20 protein-coding genes and 2 tRNA genes are annotated in these 23691 nt (G+C 39.9%); 14 read left to right on the top strand and 8 right to left on the bottom strand.

Annotated features, from left to right (window positions below):
* The 3 genes from H9Q77_RS16040 (at nucleotide 1) to H9Q77_RS16030 (ending at nucleotide 2356) form a co-directional block, all read left to right on the top strand.
* Complete coding sequence (locus H9Q77_RS16040) at nucleotides 1-1860, top strand: glycosyltransferase family 39 protein (RefSeq protein WP_249326246.1); 1860 nt, start codon at nucleotides 1-3, stop codon at nucleotides 1858-1860.
* Between the two features lie 70 nt (nucleotides 1861-1930).
* Nucleotides 1931-2012: transfer RNA gene (locus H9Q77_RS16035), tRNA-Tyr, on the top strand.
* Nucleotides 2013-2272: 260 nt separating this feature from the next.
* A tRNA-Leu gene (locus H9Q77_RS16030) sits at nucleotides 2273-2356 on the top strand.
* A gap of 130 nt (nucleotides 2357-2486) precedes the next feature.
* Here the strand turns inward: H9Q77_RS16030 and H9Q77_RS16025 are convergent.
* The 3 genes from H9Q77_RS16025 to H9Q77_RS16015 form a co-directional block, all read right to left on the bottom strand.
* Nucleotides 2487-3713, bottom strand: a complete 1227-nt coding sequence (locus tag H9Q77_RS16025; RefSeq protein WP_249326244.1) for a tyrosine-type recombinase/integrase — start codon at nucleotides 3711-3713, stop codon at nucleotides 2487-2489.
* A gap of 149 nt (nucleotides 3714-3862) precedes the next feature.
* Entirely contained in the window at nucleotides 3863-5326 is a 1464-nt protein-coding gene (locus H9Q77_RS16020; RefSeq protein WP_249325999.1) for an IS1182 family transposase, read from the bottom strand.
* Nucleotides 5327-5557: 231 nt separating this feature from the next.
* Entirely contained in the window at nucleotides 5558-5800 is a 243-nt protein-coding gene (locus H9Q77_RS16015; protein ID WP_249326243.1) for a helix-turn-helix transcriptional regulator, read from the bottom strand.
* Nucleotides 5801-6821: 1021 nt separating this feature from the next.
* Here H9Q77_RS16015 and H9Q77_RS16010 point away from each other — a divergent pair.
* Nucleotides 6822-7850 (top strand): helix-turn-helix domain-containing protein, encoded by a 1029-nt coding sequence (locus H9Q77_RS16010; protein ID WP_249326241.1) that lies wholly within the window; start codon nucleotides 6822-6824, stop codon nucleotides 7848-7850.
* Between the two features lie 271 nt (nucleotides 7851-8121).
* On the opposite strand, the gene H9Q77_RS16005 is transcribed toward H9Q77_RS16010, so the two are convergent.
* Nucleotides 8122-8835, bottom strand: coding sequence for a hypothetical protein (locus H9Q77_RS16005; RefSeq protein WP_249326239.1), 714 nt, complete (start codon nucleotides 8833-8835; stop codon nucleotides 8122-8124).
* A gap of 147 nt (nucleotides 8836-8982) precedes the next feature.
* Here H9Q77_RS16005 and H9Q77_RS16670 point away from each other — a divergent pair, with 147 nt between their 5' ends.
* Nucleotides 8983-9108 carry a hypothetical protein gene (locus tag H9Q77_RS16670; protein WP_283244799.1) on the top strand — a complete coding sequence of 42 codons (126 nt, stop codon included), beginning with the start codon at nucleotides 8983-8985 and terminating at the stop codon, nucleotides 9106-9108.
* Nucleotides 9109-9205: 97 nt separating this feature from the next.
* Here H9Q77_RS16670 and H9Q77_RS16000 read toward each other — a convergent pair whose 3' ends face one another.
* The gene (locus H9Q77_RS16000) at nucleotides 9206-10399 is read right to left on the bottom strand and encodes a type I restriction enzyme HsdR N-terminal domain-containing protein (RefSeq protein ID WP_249326237.1); all 1194 of its coding nucleotides are present in this window, start codon (nucleotides 10397-10399) and stop codon (nucleotides 9206-9208) included.
* 339 nt (nucleotides 10400-10738) lie between these two features.
* Between H9Q77_RS16000 and H9Q77_RS15995 the strand changes: the two genes are divergently transcribed.
* The 4 genes from H9Q77_RS15995 (at nucleotide 10739) to H9Q77_RS15980 (ending at nucleotide 14649) form a co-directional block, all read left to right on the top strand.
* Nucleotides 10739-11032 carry an HIRAN domain-containing protein gene (locus H9Q77_RS15995; RefSeq protein ID WP_249326235.1) on the top strand — a complete coding sequence of 98 codons (294 nt, stop codon included), beginning with the start codon at nucleotides 10739-10741 and terminating at the stop codon, nucleotides 11030-11032.
* Between the two features lie 41 nt (nucleotides 11033-11073).
* On the top strand, nucleotides 11074-11469 hold the full coding sequence (locus H9Q77_RS16785; RefSeq protein ID WP_330595985.1) for a 3'-5' exonuclease: 396 nt from the start codon (nucleotides 11074-11076) through the stop codon (nucleotides 11467-11469).
* A gap of 307 nt (nucleotides 11470-11776) precedes the next feature.
* Entirely contained in the window at nucleotides 11777-11980 is a 204-nt protein-coding gene (locus H9Q77_RS15985) for a hypothetical protein (protein ID WP_249326233.1), read from the top strand.
* A gap of 2282 nt (nucleotides 11981-14262) precedes the next feature.
* Nucleotides 14263-14649: a hypothetical protein gene (locus tag H9Q77_RS15980; protein WP_249326231.1), complete on the top strand. Its 387-nt coding sequence runs from the start codon at nucleotides 14263-14265 to the stop codon at nucleotides 14647-14649.
* A gap of 32 nt (nucleotides 14650-14681) precedes the next feature.
* Here H9Q77_RS15980 and H9Q77_RS16665 read toward each other — a convergent pair whose 3' ends face one another.
* Nucleotides 14682-14816, bottom strand: a complete 135-nt coding sequence (locus H9Q77_RS16665) for a hypothetical protein (RefSeq protein WP_283244798.1) — start codon at nucleotides 14814-14816, stop codon at nucleotides 14682-14684.
* A gap of 286 nt (nucleotides 14817-15102) precedes the next feature.
* On the opposite strand from H9Q77_RS16665, the gene mobV reads away from it, so the two are divergent.
* Nucleotides 15103-16149 carry a MobV family relaxase gene (gene mobV, locus H9Q77_RS15975; protein WP_249326229.1) on the top strand — a complete coding sequence of 349 codons (1047 nt, stop codon included), beginning with the start codon at nucleotides 15103-15105 and terminating at the stop codon, nucleotides 16147-16149.
* Between the two features lie 47 nt (nucleotides 16150-16196).
* On the opposite strand, the gene H9Q77_RS15970 is transcribed toward mobV, so the two are convergent.
* Nucleotides 16197-16514: a helix-turn-helix domain-containing protein gene (locus H9Q77_RS15970; RefSeq protein ID WP_249326228.1), complete on the bottom strand. Its 318-nt coding sequence runs from the start codon at nucleotides 16512-16514 to the stop codon at nucleotides 16197-16199.
* 160 nt (nucleotides 16515-16674) lie between these two features.
* Between H9Q77_RS15970 and H9Q77_RS15965 the strand changes: the two genes are divergently transcribed.
* The 3 genes from H9Q77_RS15965 to H9Q77_RS15955 are packed head-to-tail and all read left to right on the top strand — an operon-like array spanning nucleotide 16675 to nucleotide 19690.
* Nucleotides 16675-17619, top strand: coding sequence for a hypothetical protein (locus H9Q77_RS15965; protein ID WP_249326225.1), 945 nt, complete (start codon nucleotides 16675-16677; stop codon nucleotides 17617-17619).
* A gap of 29 nt (nucleotides 17620-17648) precedes the next feature.
* Nucleotides 17649-18725 carry a hypothetical protein gene (locus H9Q77_RS15960; RefSeq protein ID WP_249326223.1) on the top strand — a complete coding sequence of 359 codons (1077 nt, stop codon included), beginning with the start codon at nucleotides 17649-17651 and terminating at the stop codon, nucleotides 18723-18725.
* A complete protein-coding gene (locus H9Q77_RS15955) occupies nucleotides 18722-19690 on the top strand; it encodes a hypothetical protein (protein ID WP_249326221.1) in 969 nt (322 codons plus the stop codon). Before H9Q77_RS15960 ends, H9Q77_RS15955 begins: the two co-directional genes overlap by 4 nt.
* Nucleotides 19691-19786: 96 nt before the next feature.
* Here the strand turns inward: H9Q77_RS15955 and H9Q77_RS15950 are convergent, their stop codons facing one another.
* A complete protein-coding gene (locus tag H9Q77_RS15950) occupies nucleotides 19787-21250 on the bottom strand; it encodes an IS1182 family transposase (RefSeq protein ID WP_249326219.1) in 1464 nt (487 codons plus the stop codon).
* Between the two features lie 384 nt (nucleotides 21251-21634).
* Here H9Q77_RS15950 and H9Q77_RS15945 point away from each other — a divergent pair, with 384 nt between their 5' ends.
* Nucleotides 21635-23503 carry an InlB B-repeat-containing protein gene (locus H9Q77_RS15945; protein ID WP_249326218.1) on the top strand — a complete coding sequence of 623 codons (1869 nt, stop codon included), beginning with the start codon at nucleotides 21635-21637 and terminating at the stop codon, nucleotides 23501-23503.
* Nucleotides 23504-23691: the final 188 nt, after the last annotated feature.

Genomic DNA, 23691 nt, shown 5'->3' with positions numbered 1-23691 from the left:
ATGTTTACCATCATCATAACCCTGCTGTTGCCGCTGGTATCCTTAGGGATCTGGCGGCAATATGTTTTGAAAAATAATGGAAGCACCGGGAAGACGGTGACCGGAAGTAAGGGAGCGTATGTTCTTCGTTATGCAACCTGTCTGATGATCATGCTTTTTGTGCCGTGGGTATTGCTTTCCCTGACCGGCAATGACGACAATACAATTTTGCGAAAACTCGTAGAATCCCGGGAATATGCAGTCAAAGTGCTGAGCCTGGAAATCTGCATCATGCTGGCATATACCATTTGTGAACTGTTCGTGGAAGAGGCGAAAGCCGGTAAACATGAGAAGATTCACAGTGTTATGACTAAAATCGCCGGCAGCAAAGGATGGAACATTGTATACAGATACATAGGACCGGTCGTGGTACTGGCATTCAGTGTGCTGGTGATCTGTCTCAATTTCAGCATGATGTCCGACCGGGTGCTGTGGGGAGATGAAGCTTTTTCTGCAAATACTGCACATAAGAGCGTCGGTGGTATCCTGCAGGTGCTGTATTACTGGGATAATCATCCGCCGCTGTATTATTACTGGCTGAAACTGTTTGGAACCCTGTTCGGATTCAGCGTTCCGGTATTCCATCTGGCTTCATTGGTACCGTTTGCCATTGGTATCGTGCTGGCACTGACAGTGATACGGAAACATTTCGGTATGCTCTCGACCACATTTTTCGTGATGATATCGGGTCTGGGACAGGCGTGCCTGGAATATAATCTGGAAGTTCGTATGTATGCACTTGCCTTTTTGTGTGTAATGGGTTGCTTTTACTGTTCTTACCGTGTAATAGCGGATGGCACCAGGAAGACCTGGACCGGAATGGTATTGTGGGCACTGGGCGCGGCATATTCTCACTATTATGCTCTGGTAGCCGTGGGCATTATGATGTTTTTCACCGGAGTGGCAGTGTGGATCAAATATCGCGGTAAGACCTGGACAAAAGGTGTATTGGCAATCGTGGCATTTTTGATCGGCTATGCTCCCTGGCTGTATTTTTTCTATGCGGGATTGAAAAATGTCAGCAGAGGCTGGTGGATGACGGAGATCCTCGGGCTGGATAAGAGCCTGGAGATCGTCATGGGCGGCAGACGGATGAATGTAATTGTATTTCCGTTGCTGTTAGTACTGCTGATAGTGACGCTGGTGGCGGATTCGTCCCTGTTTTCCATGGGAGAAGAGGGTATTCGTCTGCAGAAGCCGTCAGTGAAAAGATGGTCTGACAAAACTTACGCCATGGTAGTAGGTGCCTGCACGATCCTGGGAACGCTGGCATTTGCGTATCTGCTGAGTGTTGTAATGGCACCGATGCTGGCACAGAGATATCTGTATCCGTTAAGTGCAGTGGCGATCATGATGCTGGTCATCGGCAGCAGCCGGGTGCTGGAACTGGTGGTGGAGCTGGAGAACCAGTCCTGGAAGGGCTTGGAGCTGTTAGCCCGATTGTTGCTTGTGCTGTTACTGCTTGTAATGTTTGGCATGGGAATACAGAATTACCGGGAATCTTATGGCAGTTATGAACAGCAGAAGGTAGAGACTGACAAGACCCTGGATCTGATCGGCACGCCCGAAGAGGATGTGCAGATGGTCACCAACGGGGTGAAACATCTGGGATGGACAGTACTGTATTATTATTACCCCGATAATGAGATCGTAAACGGCGATTACAACCAGGCAGAATCCGACAGATTCTGGTACTTTACACCGGATGCCATGAGCGATGACTCTTTCGCGGAACTGCAGCAGAAAGGGTATCAGGTGACCGATCACGGGCAGATGCAGCTGGCGCAGTATCCGTTTTATTTATATTATATTGCAAAATAGCAAAAAACATATTGCAATTTGTGTGAACATATGCTACAATTTCACATTGTTAGGGCACTTTGCCTGACATGGATGGATTCCCGAGTGGCCAAAGGGGACAGACTGTAAATCTGCTGCAAATTGCTTCGGTGGTTCGAATCCACCTCCATCCATTTGCGTTGATGAGCTCAATGGAACAGTGCTTAGCGCGTAAGTCCATGCAATCGAGTATAACGCAATGCGTCCGCTGGTGTGGCGGAATAGGCAGACGCAAGGGACTTAAAATCCCACACGTATATTCCACACAATATCGTGCAAACCCCTGATTTTACTGGGTTTCCAGAAAATCAAAAAATTTTAATTTGTTCATCCATCGGAAATATCCCTCCAAATATCAGGGAAAACCCCTCCGATTGATGTATATACACACCATGCTGGTGTGGCGGAATAGGCAGACGCAAGGGACTTAAAATCCCTCGGGGGCAACTCCGTGCCGGTTCAAGTCCGGCCACCAGCATTCTCATGAAGAGCTCCAAACCCAGTAAATACAAGGGTTTGGGGCTTTTGCTTTTTGCCGAAAATGTATGCAAGTGTATGCAACCCAGTAAACATCAGGGTTTCAGCATTTTTGGGTATCGAAATTACGTTCATGAAACTTTAAATGCTTCATTCATTGTACGGACAACATTTCCCTTGGGTTTTACGCGTCTTAAGTAGTGCAAGGTCATCTGTATAGTGGTATGACCTAGTAATTCTTTTAGTTCTGTCAGGGAAACTCCTAATTCGTAAAGAATGGAAGCTCCGCAAAATCGAATCTTATGAGAACTTCTGTAAGTCACACCACATTTATTACAGTATTTTTTCAGTCGTGTATTGAATGTATTTTCGTTTAGCTGTTTTTCGTTTGGGGTTACAAAAATGTATTCGCTATCGGGATTGAGTTCCCGAACCTGTTTTAAGATTTCCAGTGCTTCATCCGTCAACGGTTCGTAACGAAAGCCTTCGTCCGTGTTACCCTTGATATGATCGACATTTTCGTGGGTTAAAGTCTCAAACGTAAGATCATCGTTTAAAACACGCTGTCCCAAAAACTGTCTCTGGAAATGAATGTAATTATCAGGAGTAATATCAGACCACTTCAATGCCAAAAGTTCTCCTATCCGGGCAATCAACTGGAAATCGAACCGGATTGCCAAAGCATAGATATCATCAGGCATGGTAGCCAGATATTCCAACAACTTTTTCCGATCTTCCATAGTATATACATCATCATCGTTATTTACAGGTTGGAATGAGAACTGATTACAATTTATATCCTTGACAGGATTGTGAGCCACAATTCCCATTTCAATCGCATAGTAGTAAATACCGTTAATGACGGATTTTATGTTGTTGAATTTCTTGCGCGTCATCTCCCGGTCTTTTGTCCAGGATCGGAACAGTTGGGTAAAATCTCTGGGGATGAGATTTTTGAGCGGAATTTTTGAAATATCCGTATCCTTTAAATGGCTATTCCAGTTAAGGATATCTTCACGAATGGTTTTTACTGAAACTGAGGAATAGTCCCTGCGCCAGATGACCCATTCCGGAAACAGACTTTCTAACGATGCGTTTTCATACCCATATTCAATTTTCACCAGCTTATCAATGAGCCGGTCATAATCAGCAGCGATAATCTGCTTGCGTTCCATATATAAATAAGGCCTGCCGTCATCCCTCCATTTAATTAAATTTTTGTACTTATTTTCAACTTCTTTTCGTTTCCTCATCTGATCAATCACATGAGCAATCTCTGATGGATTAATTGTATCATCAAGCGCTAGATCGTACAATTCGCGAAACGCAGAAAATGAATAAGTATTATTGTTAATCATGCACTACCTCCACTACATGCAAAGTTTTTCTATGCCATTAACATGAAATATTTGAGTGTAGCGGTAACTTTTCTGCAGAAGAATAGCGACACAATATATCACATTTGTGATATATTGTGTCGCTCAGACTGTAGACAAAACGCTTTTGGTCAGCACTCCAGAAGCGTTTTTCTTGTTTTCGGTTCAAAAAGTGTGTACTTGATCAATAATAAACACTTTTGGGCTCCCCTTTTTCCCTTCCTGGCTATCATCTTTGCCAGTTTTTTCAGATTCATGCAGGCAAACGTAAGCCCGACTTTCATTTCCATCCGGGCTTTTCCTATCATCTGTGTATAGCGGAATCCGTGGTTTTCTTTTGCTGTTCCGAAGAGGCGCTCTATGGTCTCTTTCCGTTGCGCATACATTTCCTTCATCCCAATCGTATGCCGGATATCCTCACACTTTTCCATGTACGGCTCCCAGATATGCCGGGTCACTACCTTCACATGATCCCTGCTTTCTGTGCACTGCTTCAGATATGGACATCCTTCACAGATCATTCCGCAGCTCTTGTATTCCCGGTATCCGGAACGGTTCGTCGTATGATAAGCCAGCACCTGATCATTCGGGCATACATAGCAGTCAAAATATTCATCATACACATACTCGGCTTTTTTGAAAAAACCATCTTGGGTCATGGGGCGTTTATACGGTAGAAGCGGTGTGATACCATCATCCAGAAGTAACTTTGCTATCGCTGGTGTTTTGTATCCTGCATCGGCTACCAGTGTCTGAATGCCAATGTCTTTTATCTTATCATACAGGGATTTAAATGTCCGGCTGTCATGCTGGTTGCCGGGATTTACACTATAACCCAGAATCCATCCGTTTTTGTCACAGGCTGTCTGCACGGAATACGCAAAAACATTTTTATGTTCACCCTTTCGGAACCATCCGCTTTCCGGATCCGTTGTACTTTCCTTGACCGTTTTTTCTTCTTTTCCATCAGAGCTGCCACCACAGGAGGGGGGATCTTTGGGATCTTCCTTCTTTTCTTTCAGAGGCTTTTTCCCATGCGCTTCCCTGTCTTCATTGATTTCCTTCTTTAACTGCTCTTCGAAGAACAGTGCTTCCTCATCTGCAATCCGTTTCCGCATCTTTTTGCTGTTTGCCCGTGCTTTTACATGGGTGGCATCCACGAAGACCTCGGAAGGATCGATCAGTCTGTATTTATAGCATTCCTGCAGGATACGGGAAAAGATCTGTTCAAAAAGATCAGTATCCTTAAAGCGTCTGGTATAATTCTTTCCAAACGTAGAGAAATGGGGAACCTTGTCCATCATTTCCAGACCGAGGAACCATCGGTATGCGACATTGACTTCGATTTCTTTTACTGTCTGGCGCATACTTCGGATGCCGTACAGATACTGGATGAATGGAATTTTAATGAGCATGACCGGATCCATGCTGGGGCGGCCATTGTCTGCACTGTATTTATCGATCACAAGATCATAGATAAAACTCCAGTCGATTGCCTGGTCAATCAGGCGCAGCAGATGATCCTGCGGAACAAGGTCATCCATGCAGAACATCTGAATCTGTTCTCTTTTCTTATCTGCATTCTGTGTCATCATAGGAAACACCGCCTTTATTTTGATACTTTCATTATACCAAAAAAGTAGTGAAAAGTCCCGTAAATACGGCATTTTCACTACTTCTTATATGCTTGTAAGTACATAATTTTTGCAGTCATGACACAAGAAAAGCTCCCTCACAGGAAGGAGCTTTGTCTACAGTCTGAGCGACACAATATATCACATTTGTGATATATTGTGTCGCTAAAATATTTTTTTAAGACTAAAATTTTATTTTATTGACAAGGTAAAGAGCGTATTAACCGATTCGCCGAGTGCATCGGAGAGAGCGATAGCCAGTTCTAAAGAAGGAACAAATTTATCATTTTCGATGCGGCAAATTGTCTCTCGACGAACTCCAACCAGATGAGCCAGTTTGTCCTGCGTCATACGTTTTGATCGGCGGTATATATATATGTTACATTGACATTTATATCTATTGTAATTAATAGGGGAAGTTGTCGGTTCTTTCATTATTCGAGTCCTTTCATAAAAAATATATATAATCATATCACATGAGTTTGCTAAAATGAATTAATTTGAGCTAAACTAGCAGATAAAATTGTTGTTAAGTCCTGTTAGACTCAAAAAGGGGACGTTTTTAACAAAAATCTGGGATAATAATTATAGAGGAGGAAAGCACAACACCACTGGGTGTACATTACAAGTAAGAAGTTAGAAAAATAAATAATAATAAGTAAGCGATAGCTAAAATTAAAGACAATCAATTGATATTTTAAAATTAAAAGAAGATTTCCAGAGTAATATGGAATTTAAGGGTATGATAATCACGCATATTTGATTATCGGATATTGATAGATCTTTGATACAAGGATCAAGTCAATAAAATTAACATAAAATTATAGGAGCCAAATCAAAAGGCAAACAAAATTAAATCTAATCTAAGAATATTCCGCATTGGGAATAATAGGTAAATGTCTTTACTTAGCGAATCAGTTTTTATTGCAAGTGAACTGAATGGAGAGTCGCAAATGAGAGTACTTTGTATGCTGGCTTTCTCTTTCGGCTTGTTCGATTCGCACATCTTTATACAAATTACCAGCTATTAATCCTAATCGGTAAAAAATCATTAAATTCAGACGCACAGTATCATGTGCAGAAAATCTCATAAAAAATTGTAACATCCAAAAAACAAATAGTTGTGCTACAACTATATGTACAGAATCGATTTATTGCCCAAGGAAATACAGTATATTATTACACTGTATAAATCGGCACATGGCTACGTCAAACTTTGCAACGGAAAAAACAAACGCGGCGCATTGATACCGGCAAATTATATGGCCAGGGAAGACGTGGAGGATACAATCCTACGCAATGGTATTTATGCGAGTAACGCCTATATGAGTGTATCGGTTTTTTACAGGAACAATAATGCCCGGAAAGACAATATTGCTGCAGTAATGTGTATCCCCATTGATATTGATTTCAAATTTACTGATGATGCAGGGAATCTTATGGACCCATTAGAGGTATGGGACAGGTTGAAGCAGCAAATAATACAGAGTGGCATTTTTTTCCAATGCCGACTTACATAGAATATGGGAATCGCCTGCGCTTGGTATATTTGCTGAATGAAGGCGGCGTAAAGCTCCCCAATCCCCAAGAGAAAGAGCGCAGAGAAGCAACATTAATATTTTTGGATAGAGTGCAAGCAGAACTTGTAAAATGTATTAACGAATTGGATTGCAAATACAATGCGGAGGTAAATAGCTATACAAGTTTTGTGCGCATTCCAGGCAGTATTAACAGAAAATATATTGGTTATATTGGCCCCGATGGGAAATATCACTGGCAGATAAAATCTAAAGATCGTGTGTGCGCTATGGAAATTGCGAATGGAAAAAGATGGGACTTCCACGAGCTAGCCGAGCAAATATTACCAAAATTACCAGACTGGTACGCGGATTACAAAAAACGACAGCAAAAAAAGTTGACACAACGGTCAACACGCACATATTCCAGTTCGAATCTGATTCAGTTAATGAAAAAGAGGTTGCATTTATTGGAACAGTTACAGCAGGATGGCTATGATATTGGGCATAGAGAGATGATGTGTCATCTGTATTTTAACTGTTTGTTGCAAATGAAACAGTTGTCGAGGGAGGAATCATGGGAACTAGTGAGAAAATTTAACTCAGACTTTCGTACGCCACTTAACGAAAGAAAGCTTAAAATTAGTATTTATAAAGGAAAAGAATATAATTATAAAGATGTGACATTTTTGAAAAAATTAGATTTAGATCCGGAGCAGGCAGCTCGCTACGGTTTTCGTATGCGAAATTGGAACTCTTACACAAAACAAGAATATCGCGAATATCGAAGAGAATACATGCGTCAGTATCGCAAAGATCAAAAACCGACGGTGAGTGATAAACAGAAAGAAATTCTGAGATTATCACAAAAAGCAAAAGAATTAAGAGAAAGTGGATGTACGGTGAGGCAGATCGCGGATGAATTGGGTATATCTGAATCAACTGTAAAAAGGTATTTGGCAAAGTAGGGATTGCATACTGAACCGGAGGAAGTTTTTTGGACCGTAAAACGGTCCAAAAAATCGTAATTCTATATGTATAGGGATAAGAACCAGGGGATACGACGGTAGGAGTGGACTCTGGTTCTTATCCCTATTCCGTATCAATCAATATGCGTATTGTAGTCATAATATATTATATATAAATTTATATATGTAGAAATAATAGGATCGTGATGAATATCAGAGAACAATAAAATCAATATGTAACATGCATATACCGGTAAAATATAAATATTTGCTATGTAAGATAAATAAATAACCGTTCGGAATATGATTTTGCATGTGCGAGCGTCGTGTGTAGCGTAGGAAGTCCGCTACCAATAAGCATAATAGGTAAATTGAGTTGTGTTACTCTGTGCAATGATGTAATCAGTGCGGATAAATCTTTATGTGCTATACGGTCCATATCATCAATAAATATACAGATCGGTATGCCTATGTCATTCGCGATATTACCTAGGTCCACAAATACATCTGTAAGTATTTGCGTAGGGTTAGCAGCAATTAAATATAAATCCTGATCTTGCTGCAAGGAAGGCGAATACAGGGCTTTATCGGGAGCAATTAAAAGTGTGAATGATTTCAAAGCATCATCTAAAGCGTTTGTATCAATACCAGGAGTCGCATTAATTACGGATTGAATATTTTCAATATATCTTAGACAGCAGTCATGAATCTGTTGCATAAAATCATTCTTATTGGTATTGTCAATATGCAGGCATACAATATCGTTATCTGTTGCAAAATCCCATATCTGACTTAATAGAATAGACCTGTTTATATCATTTGCAGTGGCAGTGTATATAATTGATTGCACAGGTATCTTTAAGGTTAATGCCCGGATAATTTTTTGTGCTGTATCCATATTATCAGATATGTTATTTAATTGGGCGTCCGACAAGACAGGATTAATATCTATTGTGTAAGGATTGTGCAGCTTGCTGTATGGCATAATTCTCTCTCCGTGGTCTCGTGTTTAAGTGTAGTGAGATATATTAAATATATCACATATCGATGTCAGATTGTTAGATTAAAAAGAATTGAAAATCAAATATTGTGGAACTCGTTAGGGGAATATCAATTGGAGAAGAGTGAGTATATGCAGACGTTATATGTAGATGATACGGCTAATGAAATCGAAAAGGTAATAAGGCAGGTAGAGCAAAAACAATGGTATGATCCTGTGATGAAGATGGTTGTTGATCCAGTAAATAAGTCTGCATAAAATTATGGTAGGGATCATGACATCTATCAGTGCCCTCCAAGAAAGCGCATAATACAGCATGAATATGTAGGAAGGGCAGACAAAATCTGCCCTTTTGCTATTTGTTCTTTTTCGCAAATTCTCTGTATTCGTAACGTATCATGGCATAGGAAATCAGATTGACGATCAGATGAATTACATCTAGATCATTTAATCTAAAGAGACGGTCATTTGTAAGGCTTCCCAGGTAAAATTTGTTTCCGGAGATGATCTGAGGGTAGCGGTCAGCTACAAAGGAACGCAATTCATCAATTTTTCCACTGCCAAGATTTCCAATCGCTATTTTACCATGATGGTAAAAATCTATTGTATTTCCTCGGACAACCAGGTTATCGTCTGCTACAAGCTGTAAGGCATGGTGAGATTCCTTTTCGTCATCATGCGCAACAGCAATGCAGGTCTTGACGTTTTCCGGAGAGGTTGATTTACAGTAGGTTGTCACACCGATAGAATAAAATTCTACATTATCATTTACTTTTACGAGGAATGATCTGTAAGGACCAAAAAACTTTCCTCCGGCGGCATTCCCATAGGAGAGCATGCGTACCCCATAATCTTCAAGGAGTTCAAACAGCCCGTAATTGCCAACGGGCATCTTAATTCTGGTATCAAGTAAGCCTTCCCAGAGATTAAACACTGGTACAGCAATATTCATGGGAGTAAGTTTACTGATGTCATAGCCGTAGTCATCAGGATCTCTGGAAGCACGATCCTCTTTGATAAATGCAGCTAGCTTTTCAAAAGGAATCCTGGGCGGAAGTTCTCCGGGATCATAAAGCTCATATTTGTCTGAGAGCATATCGGTAAACACAGGAAGCTTTACGATATCTTCGTAGTTACCGGTACTTTGGTTATAACGGTAACAGTATTCTTCAACACCGTTGGTAAGCATTGCAAAATCGGCAGAGATTAGATCACAATAGGTAAGCATTTGTTCCCTGGCGTTCAGATCCAAAGGCACATCAGGAGTTTTGCATTCGATTACGGCAATCGGCTGTATAAAACCGTCCTTATCAGGCTTATGGATTACAATATCTGCACGCTTATTTGTCTTTATTCCATAATGAGAAAGATGCTGTTCCACGACAATCACATCCTTTGGAACGGACAAAACATTTGTCAGGTAAGAGATTGCCTGTTGTCGCACAGTCTCTTCCGGAGTAATGTAGATCAGCTTCTGTCTGATCGGATCCAGGTAACAGTTTTTTCCATTGCGTTTGTATATCTGTGGTAATTTGAGTTTATTGTTCATTATAGTTCCCTTTGCTAAATTGTATGTCTTTTAATTATACAGCGAAATCTTCAGACTGTCATTTGGGCTTGCTCTTGTTTACATTCACTGTAATAAGGGCAGGTTGGACAGAAAAAACGGTAACCGGTCCTGTGATGAAGTTGGTTGTTGATCCAGTAAATAAGTCTGCATAAAATCATGGTAGCCTCCCTAAAAAATTGATTGAAAATAGTGTAATTTTCTTTAATGTGCCTAGAGAATAGCATTTCATGTGTCCTGTATATGGGACACAAAAAATGCTATTCTTATTTAAACAAATAAGAAAAACAGTCATCTAAACGCTGGAAAGGAGCAAAAAACATGGAAAAAATTTACTTTACAGTTGCAGGAACTAAGCATTACTTCGGTCAGGAGTTCTTCGAGCCCAATATGGAAGTGAAGCTTATCAAGGAACCGGATAACGAACTGGATAAGGAGGCTATCCGAGTGGAAGTAGACGGACTCGGAAAGGTAGGATATGTAGCCAACAGTCCCTATACGGTACAGGGAGAGAGCATGAGTGCAGGCAGAATGTATGATCGTATGGGGGATACGGCAAAGGGTGTAGTAAAATATGTATTACCCCAGGGAATATTGTGTGAACTGGTGCAGTAAATATATTCTTTTATGGTGTGACGTAAGATAAGGAGGTATCTATGAACCATATTGTTGTCGATCTGGAAATGAACCCTATTAGCAAGAAGCATCCGGCTCGTGCAGTCTGCAGGTCGGAGATTATAGAAATCGGAGCAGTACTTATTGATGAAAATTTGAATGAAATAGCTGCATTCCGTACCTACGTCAGACCTGAATATAATATCAGAATCAATCCTGATGTTGAAAAACTTACGGGAATTAGTTTTGCTATGGTTGAAAATGCACCATGTTTTTCAGAAGCATTCCACATGTTTACCGACTGGTGCCTGGGAACCGGAAAAGAGTTTGTAATTCATGCCTGGCGCAACGCTGATTATGCACAGATAAAGCATGAAATCGAATTGAAGGGATATCAGCCAAGTGAAGAAGAAAAGCGTATTACTGAGACTCCATGAGAGAATTTCCAAAGAACGATAGATGAATATTTAGGATTTGCAAGACAGATATCCTTACAGAAAGCACTGGATCTTGCCGGTATTGATTTTAACGGTCATGCACATGATGCACTTGATGATGCCAGGAATACAGCTATTCTTTTGACAATATATCAGGACCCGGTAAAAATAAAGGAGACTTTGGAAAAAATCAGAGAGGCCATGCAACCTACACCTTTTGGTACTTCTTTAGGAAGTGTGTTTGATTTTTCAAAATTAGTGTTGGAATGAGAATAACAGTGTCTATTCAGAAGAGAGGATAGGATTTATGAATAACGATTATACAAAATACGATATGAATGGTTACCATGATAGTCATTGTGAAGGCCCCAACTGTAATTGTGACAGCAGAAGATATGGACACGGAAACGGGTTTAATGGTTCCACGGTTGTGGGAGTTATCTGTATTACGGCTGCAATACTAATATCTTTTGGTTTTCCGCATTTAGGATTTATTATTTTCTGGGGCTAGGTACTGTTGTCAAAGTAAAAGTGAACTTCAGATGGACATAGATTGATTTGACGGAATTTACATTTGCGAAAGATTAGCTGAACGGGAACAAAACTTGCAAACTGGAATCTCGGATTTCTATTCAGCTTTTTATAGATGAAGATATGATTAAATTCTGTTACAGAATTTGAAAAGAATATATGTTCGACAAAACGCAATGTATAAGGGACTTTTTTGGTAGTATTAAGTCTGTTTTGGAATGCAATTAACAAAAAAATGACGATATAAATTGCTAAAAGATGAAAAAAGGTAACATAAATGTATTTTAATCAAAATACTGTATACAGAATTAAATTATCTAATTTTAGAAGTTGCGGAAACCTATGGTACATTTGAAAAATCCAGTATTTATCAGGGTTACAGCGATTCCGGGGAATTTGATAAAGACGTTATTGTGTGAAAGGTTAATGAAATTATCTGAACTTGGGTAATATTTGGCAAAAATAAATTCTGTACTAAGTGTACAGATTTTGAGAAGTAATATAACAGTTGCGAAAAAGCCACTTGGAATCTGGTATAAGTTTCCAATCCGTTTTCGCCCCGTCCGTATCCCGTCAATGTCCCGTCCACGTACCATCTACGTATCTAACCATACTTGTCCGCGCAATCCGCCGTCCATGCCTCATCTACGTATCTCACTACCATAAGCCAAAGCGTTCACCGCTCATTTCCCTACATTTCCCTGTCCGAAGTCATCCGCGTATATCTCCGAAAACGGAAAACGAAGAGGAACGCTGATAATCTGCCGTTTTCGCATCTTATCGCAGTTTCCTCCGTCAAAACGTACCGCTCATTCCCGTATTTTTTCCCGATTTTTCTGCATATCCGCAGGTTATACACACAAACTTCGATAACGGCATATTACTGGATCCTTTAGCGATAGTTGCCCTTCCGGATAAAAAATAGCGGAAAAGCACTGGAAAAGCTGGTATAAGCCTCCCATTTCCCGTATTATTCCGCCTATTCTTCCAACGCATACATCATTCACATATCAAATGAGCGTACCCGTTCCGCCTATTCTCCAAACGTATACACCATTCCCATATCAAATATCACCTGCGTTTCCTGTGCATTTCCCGGCATTTCCGCATAAAACGAACAATACGTTATCCTGTCCGCAGCGAAAAAAGAGGGCAAAAACCCCGAAAGGGATACAATATTGTCCCGTTCATTCGCTGTCCGTATACACAAAAGAGCCAATATATTGCCCCTCAAATCCGCTTTCCGCGCATAAACGGCGCAAAGAAAGGGACAATAATATGCCCCTCTTATTATGTCTCCGTATCCGAAAGGGACAATATATTATCCCCCTTATGCACTGTTTATCTGCGCGAAAGGGACAATATTATGTCCCCCTCATTTTTACTGCGTTTCCCCACGTATTTTACAAGAGGGACAATATATTGCCCCCTTTAATATATTTCCCGACATTTACCTGAAAGGGATAATATATTGTCCCCCTCATGCACGATTCGCTCAAAAACGGCGTAATTAGAGGGATAATATAATGTCCCTCTTACGCACATATTCCGCGAAAGGGACAATAATATTGTCCCCTTTATACGCTTTTCTTTCACTGAAAGGGACATAATATTGTCCCTTTCAGCGTATCCTGTTTCCGTCTTTTCCCCACACGGCCGCATAAAAAGAGGGACAATATATTGTCTCTCTCATACACAGACCACGCAAAAAACGGCGTAATGAAAGGGACAATAATATGCCCCTTTTATATGCATTTCTTTTCATAAGCGGGATAATATATTGCCCCCTTTATGCGCAGTTTCCGCCCACGTTTCCCCTCGCAGATTCCCCGAAAGGAACAATAAATTGTCCCTCTTGTCAAAACAAGGCAGAACAAAAAGGACAACTTATTGTCCCCTTCACAAAACGTTTCCCGACAAATGCGCCGTATATTGTCCCGTTCGTCTGCCGTTTTTGCCCCAAACGCATACACCGCCCCATATCAGCAACATTTATCATCTCTTTTCCTGCTTTTGCCCGTAGGTGATACCGAATCGGGAATAAGTGGGACATGAATTGTCTCGCTGCTGCTACTTCTGCAAACAATACCGGGAGAGGCAATGACGGGATACGGACGGAGGATATCTAGAGAACAACTAGCCAGAACGTATGTACGAATCAAGGACATTAATTTCTGTGCAGAAATTTGCACAATTATACACCCATGCTACAATATATATAGAAATCAACAATATGCAACTCACAAAGCAAGGGAGCAAAAAATGGAAAAATTATCGGATTGTGTAAAAAAGTGTCTCCATAACAACAATGGAAATTTATCATTTAGAGATTTTATTGCAGCTGTTGACACAGCAGGTATTCCGGTGCACGAGATCAAAAAACACATGAATGTAGCAACGGGTAACAAATCAATAATTGATCATATTTATCCAACAGGTACGGATTTTTTGCAATCGTTGGCCTACATCGTCAACGATAATGAGCAAATGGTAGGTACTGAGGACGGATATTTCCAAATGCGTTTGAAAAATCCTATATTTGGTTTTGATGTGTTACTGCGCATTATGATCGGAAATAGCATGGTTGAGGTTTTGCGTGATACTGTAAGCAAAGCAGATCCCGCAGATTATGATGTTTATCATTGGTAAAGTACAAAATAAATTAGCATTGGAGAGATCGATTACTTATTATAAATAGTCGGTCTCTTATGGTATGTATCATCTGCAAGCTGTTTTCTACCCATGTAAATTGCCCTAATTAGCTGTCCAGTTTTTAAAACGACAGAAACTGCGATTATCCAATTATTTCCCCTCATTTCGCCTCCTGGGCTATCTGCATATACTTTGATAACGGCATACTACCAGATATTTGGCAATCCGTAAAATGCATTAAAAAAGTAGAGGAAAAGTACTGAAAAATGGTATAAGCCTCTCACTTTCCACAATTTTCCGCCTATTCTCCAAAAGTATAAAACATTTCAATCACCTGCAAGCTCACGTTCGGTTCATCTTCCATGGTAACTGCTGCAAAAGTCGCTAACTTTCCAATACACTTTTCTATCATAGTATTACCATCAAACAAAACAAAGGAGGTGCTCTACTATGGGATACGCAATAGTTGGTGTTAATAAAATTAACTCGGTAGCGGGACTTAATGCAGCATCGGCGCACAATCAGCGGCAGGTGAACATTCCTAATGCGGACAAAAATTTAGAACACTTAAATGAAGAAGTTATATCGGCTGAAGGGAAAAACTACATGGATCTATTTCAGGAAAAAATAGCTTCGCTGGATTATTACAAAAATCATAAGCCAAGATCAAATGCAGTTTTAGCGTTTGAAGTAACAATGACATTTTCTCGGGAAGATAAAGACAAAATAGATATAGAAAAATGGAAGAAGGATAATGTAGAATGGCTGCGCGGATATTTTAATAAAAATCCGTTGACGTATGGGGATAATGTTGCGAGTGTGACCTATCACGGTGACGAAAGTACGCCTCATATCCACGCATTAGTGATCCCCATTAACGACAAAGGAAAACTCAATGCTTACGCTTATATTTACGGTCCTAAAAGTTTACGAGAAATGCAGACCTCTTATGCTGAGTTTATGAAAGAGCGTCATGGACTGAAACGTGGCACAGAATATTCCGTGGCAAAGCATGAGCAGGTTAAAAGTTTTTATACTGCATTAACAACCGCCATGGAAGAACGGACGGCTCCGGAAATTTTGCCTGGTGAAACTATTGAACAATATCAAAAACGTGCTGCCGAAGTTATCAGGGAAATCAACACCGAGAAGTTTGCTCTTAAAAAGCAGATGGAAAAAGAACGGATCGAAGCCGTCAATAAAGAACGGTCCAAGAGTCTTTCCGCTAACGAAGGACATAAACGCAACATGAAAAAACTTCATAAGCTCGAAAAGGAACATGATGAGTTGGTTCACGAATACGGCGAAATACCGCTTATTAAAAAGAAATTGGAAACCGTAGAGAGTTTGCGGGAAGCATTTGATACGTACCCTGATGAGCAGGAACGTGAACGCGTAAGGCAAGATATGAATCGGTATACTCTATATGGACAAAAGGAAAGACGAAAGAAAAAAGCCCATAAAAAAGAAACGAAACAGGAATGGGTACATGCTTAAGCAAAAATAGTATGAATTTATAATACAAGCTAGTGCAGAAGAAAAAATTAGAGAACCTTGGCTATACGCAATAACTGATCTTTTCTGGTGGCGTCAAGTTTTTCTATGGTTGAAAGAAGTTCGGTCTCATAGGCATTTGTTGGAGCGACATATTCATTGCCAAGAATATAATCCACAGTAACATTCATCGCGTTGCAGATGGCAACCAAAAGAGTTAGAGATACTTTGACCTTATTCGTCTCAATATTGCTGATATGGCTTACGTTGACATCGGTTACGTTAGCAAGATATTCCTGAGTTAGATGGCGATCTATACGCACTTCTCTAATGCGTGAGCCAATTAGTGCAAAATCCAAATTATTCATAGAAATATACAGACCTCCTTTGTGCAAAAGTATAAAAATAATATAGTTACAGAGTAATAATCTGGTGCTATAATACTTATAGCGTTAGAACATTTATGGAATTACATTTATAATGAGCGCGAAGAATAACAAATAAATAAACGCACAATGGAGGGCGGAAATGAGAACATTATTTAGAGCAAAAAGAAAAATTAAATGGATCATGGCAATGCTTGTGATCGGAATGTTATCCGGCAAGGCAGAAGCCGCTGAATTGAATACTACAGAAGTTGAAGAAGCAGGAGATGAATCCGGATACGAATTCCCCGGTCTTTCTATCAGAATCGGAGAGATGAAAGATGGGTTGTTTGTAAGAGATTACTATGAAGAAGCAGGCATTATTTTTAAAGAATTAGCTGGGGAAGAAAGAAAAACAGCTTTTGGTATTAGAGATGAAGTTAGAAAACTGAGTTCATTAACACCAGAAATGGAATCCGCTGGCTATATTATAGATACTAACACAGGCCTAGCATTATCTCCAGTAGATTATGTAAATATGTATGGTGGCGATGCCGGCGAAAATGCAAAAACACCTGCTCCTGTCGATGAAAATACGCGCTTTGGCTTCGTTACATTTGCAGCTGCCGTCGAAGATGTCATTCACGAGCCTTGCTTCGTAGGTATTAAAGACGAAAATGGTGGTTATCAGGAAATCGATCTTTATGAAGCAAATGGATTTACAACTTTACAGCAGCTTCCTGTAGGAACCTATACCATTACGGAAGGTGGCATCACCGCAGACTTTACCGGGAAATATCCTTTGAAATACAAGGAAAATACTTTTGAAATCACAGAAAACTGTTCCATTATCGTTCCGTTAGCTATCGGTGATGTAGATATCCCCGGACAGAAGATTGAAGAAATGCCGGAACCTACACAGACACTGGAAGCAACAGGGTCACTGGAAGCAACGCAGAATACATCTGTTGAGCAAAGCGATATTCAAGAAAACGAGAATAATGAAAAAGGTTCAGCTACTAATAACGCATTTGGTTTAATGTGTGGAATCGCCATTATTATAATTGGAGGAATCGCAGCGTACGTTATTTATAACAAGAAAAAATGATGCGATTATACGAGGGAGGATGGTGACTAATGAAAAAAATACTGAAAGTAATAGTTGCTAACATAGCAGCTTTTTTGCATATTCCACTTCTAATTGTGTCAATACCGTTTAAAGTGATAGCTATTGCTCATTCTATTATTATTGACCTGTCTACGCAGTTTATGGCTGTTCTTTGTGTGGCATTTATGTTAACAGGAATTATTGGTACAATTGCAAGTATCCCTGAAGTGGGGCTGGGATATGCAATTGCATATGGTTTACTCTTTCTTATTTTAGTAGGAGCGTTATTAGGAATTTACATGCTTGCACAACAACTTTTAGCAGGAATTCTAGAATTTTTCAGGAAAATATATGAAGGAATTTATATTGTCATAATTTGGGTAGCTGATAACTTGTATTATTTTGCGGAAAATATTGTGGTTGAACGTAAAAATACAGGCGAATCTACAATGGCTTGTTTTGGATATTATGCAGCGTGTGGAGTGGGGAAAGCGTTGGTATTTATTATAAATTTGATAATTGCTACAAAATATATAATGATTATAGCGGATGTAGGATTAGGAATTTATATGTTTGTGCAGACATTTTTCCAAGGAGATTCTTATGGAATAGGAGAGGCATTATTTAATGTAGTAATTATTCTTGTTATATGTGGGATTATAGGAGTATGCTTATGGGGATGCTTTTCGTATCTTGACATATGGAAAGATGAGCGTGATATTACATATACAATTTTAGATGTTGATGATATAGATTTAGAACAGAAGAAAGCAGAATTAGAATCTGAGAAAAACGAAGATGCTGAAAAGGATAGCAATTTGCATGTCTTTTCGCTGGAAAGTGCTCGACAGAGTTATCTGGAAATCATAGAGCAATTTGCTGCAAATGCTGAAAGCATGAATCAGAAAGACTTAATAGATTTAAGAAAGTTAGGGTTATACTATAGTAAGATGAAAGAGAATGTAAATGCAGATAGCTTATTGGAAAATCAAGATGATGCATTTGAAAAAATGAGTATTCAGTTCTATAAGGTACACAATAGACTTGAAAAGAAATTGCCTCGAAAAGATGACGCAAATGTAGAACAGGGAGGAGAATCCAAATGAGAAAAAGATTTTTAGTAACAATCCTCGCAGGAATCATGATTGTATCCATGACAGCTTGTGGGAATAAGACTGCAAAAGCAACGGAGACAGCGATTCCTGAAACGGTCGTTGAAACCACTGAAGCAACTGAAGAAAGTAGTTTTGAAGAAACCAAGGAAGATAAGCTGGATAATACTGCGGAAACTGTAGATTCCATGCAAGCAACAACTGCTGTTACAACGACGGAAGCTCCTAAGACGTCAGAAAATCCAAAGGAAACATCGGCACCTGTAACGACAGTAAATCCTACAGCAACTCCGAAGACAACAACAGCTTCGAATAGCACTGGGAAAACAGGTAGTGCAACAACTGTTTCAAACACAAAAACAGGAGCAACTGCGACCCCGAAGCCTAGTGCTATAACAAAGCCTACTGCAACCGCAACAACAACACCTAAGCCGACAACAAAACCTACGGCAACAACTCCACAGCCAACCACAACACCTAAGCCTGCGTGTGCTCATACATCCTGCAGAAGCGTAACTGTCGTAGAAGCTAACTGCCAGCATGACGGATACGGAGAATTGTATTGTAATCTTTGTGGGGAATATCTTGGAAAAGATTATTATCCTCAGACGGGACATGGAAGTATAAGCAGACATACCACAACGGAACCCACCTGCACATCTGGTGGTTGGTGGGAAGAGACCTGTGATCTGTGCGGAGCTGTAATCAACAGTGGAGGGATCTCTGGTTTAGGCCATTCTGATAATGGAAGCGGATGGTGTAGCAGGTGTGGAGAAGAATTGGTTGATCATTCTAAACCGACTCCTCCGCCTCTGCCGGATTGGGTAACAAATCCCGATTCTGGAGCAAATACAGAAAATACTGGCAATTCAGAAAGCACAAATGCAGATTTGGAAGATTCTAATACTGATTCAGGCGAGAATGGTGGATCGACAGCATCTGATACAACAATTGAATGATTATTAGAGATAACGAACTAACTGAATAAAAGCAAAATGTTAAAAGAGTCTTATTTATAAAATGAGACTCTCAGACTGTAGACAAAACGCTTTTGGTCAGCACTCCAGAAGCGTTTTTCTTGTTTTCGGTTCAAAAAGTGTGTACTTGATCAATAATAAACACTTTTGGGCTCCCCTTTTTCCCTTCCTGGCTATCATCTTTGCCAGTTTTTTCAGATTCATGCAGGCAAACGTAAGCCCGACTTTCATTTCCATCCGGGCTTTTCCTATCATCTGTGTATAGCGGAATCCGTGGTTTTCTTTTGCTGTTCCGAAGAGGCGCTCTACGGTCTCTTTCCGTTGCGCATACATTTCCTTCATCCCAATCGTATGCCGGATATCCTCACACTTTTCCATGTACGGCTCCCAGATATGCCGGGTCACTACCTTCACATGATCCCTGCTTTCTGTGCACTGCTTCAGATATGGACATCCTTCACAGATCATTCCGCAGCTCTTGTATTCCCGGTATCCGGAACGGTTCGTCGTATGATAAGCCAGCACCTGATCATTCGGGCATACATAGCAGTCAAAATATTCATCATACACATACTCGGCTTTTTTGAAAAAACCATCTTGGGTCATGGGGCGTTTATACGGTAGAAGCGGTGTGATACCATCATCCAGAAGTAACTTTGCTATCGCTGGTGTTTTGTATCCTGCATCGGCTACCAGTGTCTGAATGCCAATGTCTTTTATCTTATCATACAGGGATTTAAATGTCCGGCTGTCATGCTGGTTGCCGGGATTTACACTATAACCCAGAATCCATCCGTTTTTGTCACAGGCTGTCTGCACGGAATACGCAAAAACATTTTTATGTTCACCCTTTCGGAACCATCCGCTTTCCGGATCCGTTGTACTTTCCTTGACCGTTTTTTCTTCTTTTCCATCAGAGCTGCCACCACAGGAGGGGGGATCTTTGGGATCTTCCTTCTTTTCTTTCAGAGGCTTTTTCCCATGCGCTTCCCTGTCTTCATTGATTTCCTTCTTTAACTGCTCTTCGAAGAACAGTGCTTCCTCATCTGCAATCCGTTTCCGCATCTTTTTGCTGTTTGCCCGTGCTTTTACATGGGTGGCATCCACGAAGACCTCGGAAGGATCGATCAGTCTGTATTTATAGCATTCCTGCAGGATACGGGAAAAGATCTGTTCAAAAAGATCAGTATCCTTAAAGCGTCTGGTATAATTCTTTCCAAACGTAGAGAAATGGGGAACCTTGTCCATCATTTCCAGACCGAGGAACCATCGGTATGCGACATTGACTTCGATTTCTTTTACTGTCTGGCGCATACTTCGGATGCCGTACAGATACTGGATGAATGGAATTTTAATGAGCATGACCGGATCCATGCTGGGGCGGCCATTGTCTGCACTGTATTTATCAATCACAAGATCATAGATAAAACTCCAGTCGATTGCCTGGTCAATCAGGCGCAGCAGATGATCCTGCGGAACAAGGTCATCCATGCAGAACATCTGAATCTGCTCTCTTTTCTTATCTGCATTCTGTGTCATCATAGGAAACACCGCCTTTATTTTGATACTTTCATTATACCAAAAAAGTAGTGAAAAGTCCCGTAAATACGGCATTTTCACTACTTCTTATATGCTTGTAAGTACATAATTTTTGCAGTCATGACACAAGAAAAGCTCCTTCCTGTGAGGGAGCTTTGTCTACAGTCTGAGAGTCTTATTTATAAAATGAGACTCTTTTATTTATAATCATATAGATTTTCTGATTTGATTTTTCTTTAGCTACCGTATTAAATGTGGTAGGTATATTTGTATTCTCAGAGTCCACAAAAAGAGTCTCTTCGGAGGCTCTTTTTGTGTAGATTTCCGTTCTTTCAATCTTTCTGTCATATTAATTAAAAAAAGATTTAAAAAGAAAGGAGAATCGGTATGGGAAAACTTAAGACCAAATTGCTTTTTCCGTTACTGGCTACATGTATTTTAATGAGCGGAATGACTGTTTCTGCTAATACTGGAATTGAAAGATCTTCAACAGGAGAAGCATTTACCCTGGATCGGTATAATCAAAATATCTATGATGGCAAAATGAAAGAAGAGGTGTATTTTTGCCCTGTTACTCTGACAAAGACAGAAAAAGGACAGCATTTATATGCGGCTGAATATACAGGTAATATATTAAATTCCAAATGGACATTAGAATATTCTGAACATTATTGTATTCATTCTTCTTATCCAGATGGAAATAATTGGATGGGTTTTTCCTTTGGAAGGCAATCTTGCAAAACAACAAAATGCCAACCCGGCTGGATAGCTACATGCGCAAAATGCGGTAGAGAAATAACTATTTTATTTTATTCTACGAAAGACACAATTAGTCAGATAAAATCATTAACAAATGGTGATTGCTTTATATCTAATTGTGTAGATCCCAATTGTAATAATTTGGAAAACGGTGCAGGTATTAATCACAAATGTGATGAAATATCATGGAATAGATATACAATTCAATATAATGGGAGCGGCGCTAACGGCGGATACATTACTAACAGCTATCATTATTATAATAATAATACAGTCTTTGAAGGAAAAACAGTTTCACCACAAACAAAATTATCAACCAATGTATTTTATAGAACAGGTTATGTGTTTGATTGTTGGAATACCAAACGTGATGGAAGCGGGCAAAAATTTGAAAATGAAGATGATTTTCTTAATATTCAAAATAAGCTGAATTTAGGAAATAGCGATAATGGAAAAGTAGTTATTTTGTATGCCCAATGGAAGCCAGCTTATTCTACTCTTGTGATTAATCCTAATGGTGGTTCCTATAATGGTGAAACCACCATTACTCAACGTTTCCGCACGGTTTATTCTCTGGACTCGGATAAATTAACACCTCCCACCGATGCAACAGTTAGTTATGATACCCAAGGTGGATACGAAATTGAATCAACTCATACTACAACTCATTTTTCTGGTTGGACATTTGCAAATCCATTACGCGGAATGTTTAGTGAAAAATATAAGCAATATTTATTTGGAGCATATGATACTAATAATATCTTTGCTTCTACGAAATCTGACTGGTATGATGGTTGTGTAGATACTGTTACGGCCAATTATACTGGAGATAGTTTTAAATTACCAGAAGCAACCTATCCGAATGGAGATAATCCAGAAGACCAAAAACGTTTCGGCGGATGGTATGCCGATCCTGATTGTACTATATTCGTTGGTGGCCCCGGAGATGATTTTTCAACGGATCATGACACGACGCTTTATGCGAAGTGGTCTACTTTACATCTCGATAGTGAGGAAAACTGGACGGCAAACAAAGGAAAAGGAGCCGTAGACCTTTCCTGGATCCAGACAGACTCCGCTGATAAGGTATTTAAGATTTATCAGAAGAAAGAAAACGGAAACTGGACCGAAGTAAAAAGTGCAACAAGCATTACGGACGATCTTGGAGAAGTAAAAGCTTCTTTTGTAAGAAACACTGATGACGAAAACACAGAACAAATATATACAGTTCCTTACAGTGGGATTTATGAGTTTATTCTTAATGGGGCGCAAGGCGGAAACCATGGAAATCTTATTGGAGGAAATGGCGGTAAAGTCACCGGACGTATCTATTTGTATGAGGGCGAAACTTTAGTTGTCGGCGTAGGGTCTCAGGATGGAAAAGGAACCCGTTATAAAGGAGGCACAGCATTTAGGCAAAAGTTGGATCAGACAGGAGCAGCAGGCGTTGGTAGAGAAACGAACCAAATCTACTATTACCAGGGTGAAGAACATTAGCACATAAGAGCCACGGAAATGCGTGTTTGTGTTTGAAAAAGAAAATAAAATAAATCAATATATTGTGCCGTTTTTGCTCCGCCATGCGGCATCTTTTTAAAACGAAATTCCATTTTATGCGGCTTTACGGTGTATTGGGCTCACAATGTGAGCCTATATTTTATATCAATGTTTTGCGTCCTTTTTCA

It is taken from the genome of Simiaoa sunii (genome assembly GCF_014337175.1).
GTDB lineage: Bacteria > Bacillota > Clostridia > Lachnospirales > Lachnospiraceae > Acetatifactor > Acetatifactor intestinalis.
Note: the sequence above shows the minus strand (reverse complement) of the source record. Positions and strands in the feature narration are given on the sequence as shown.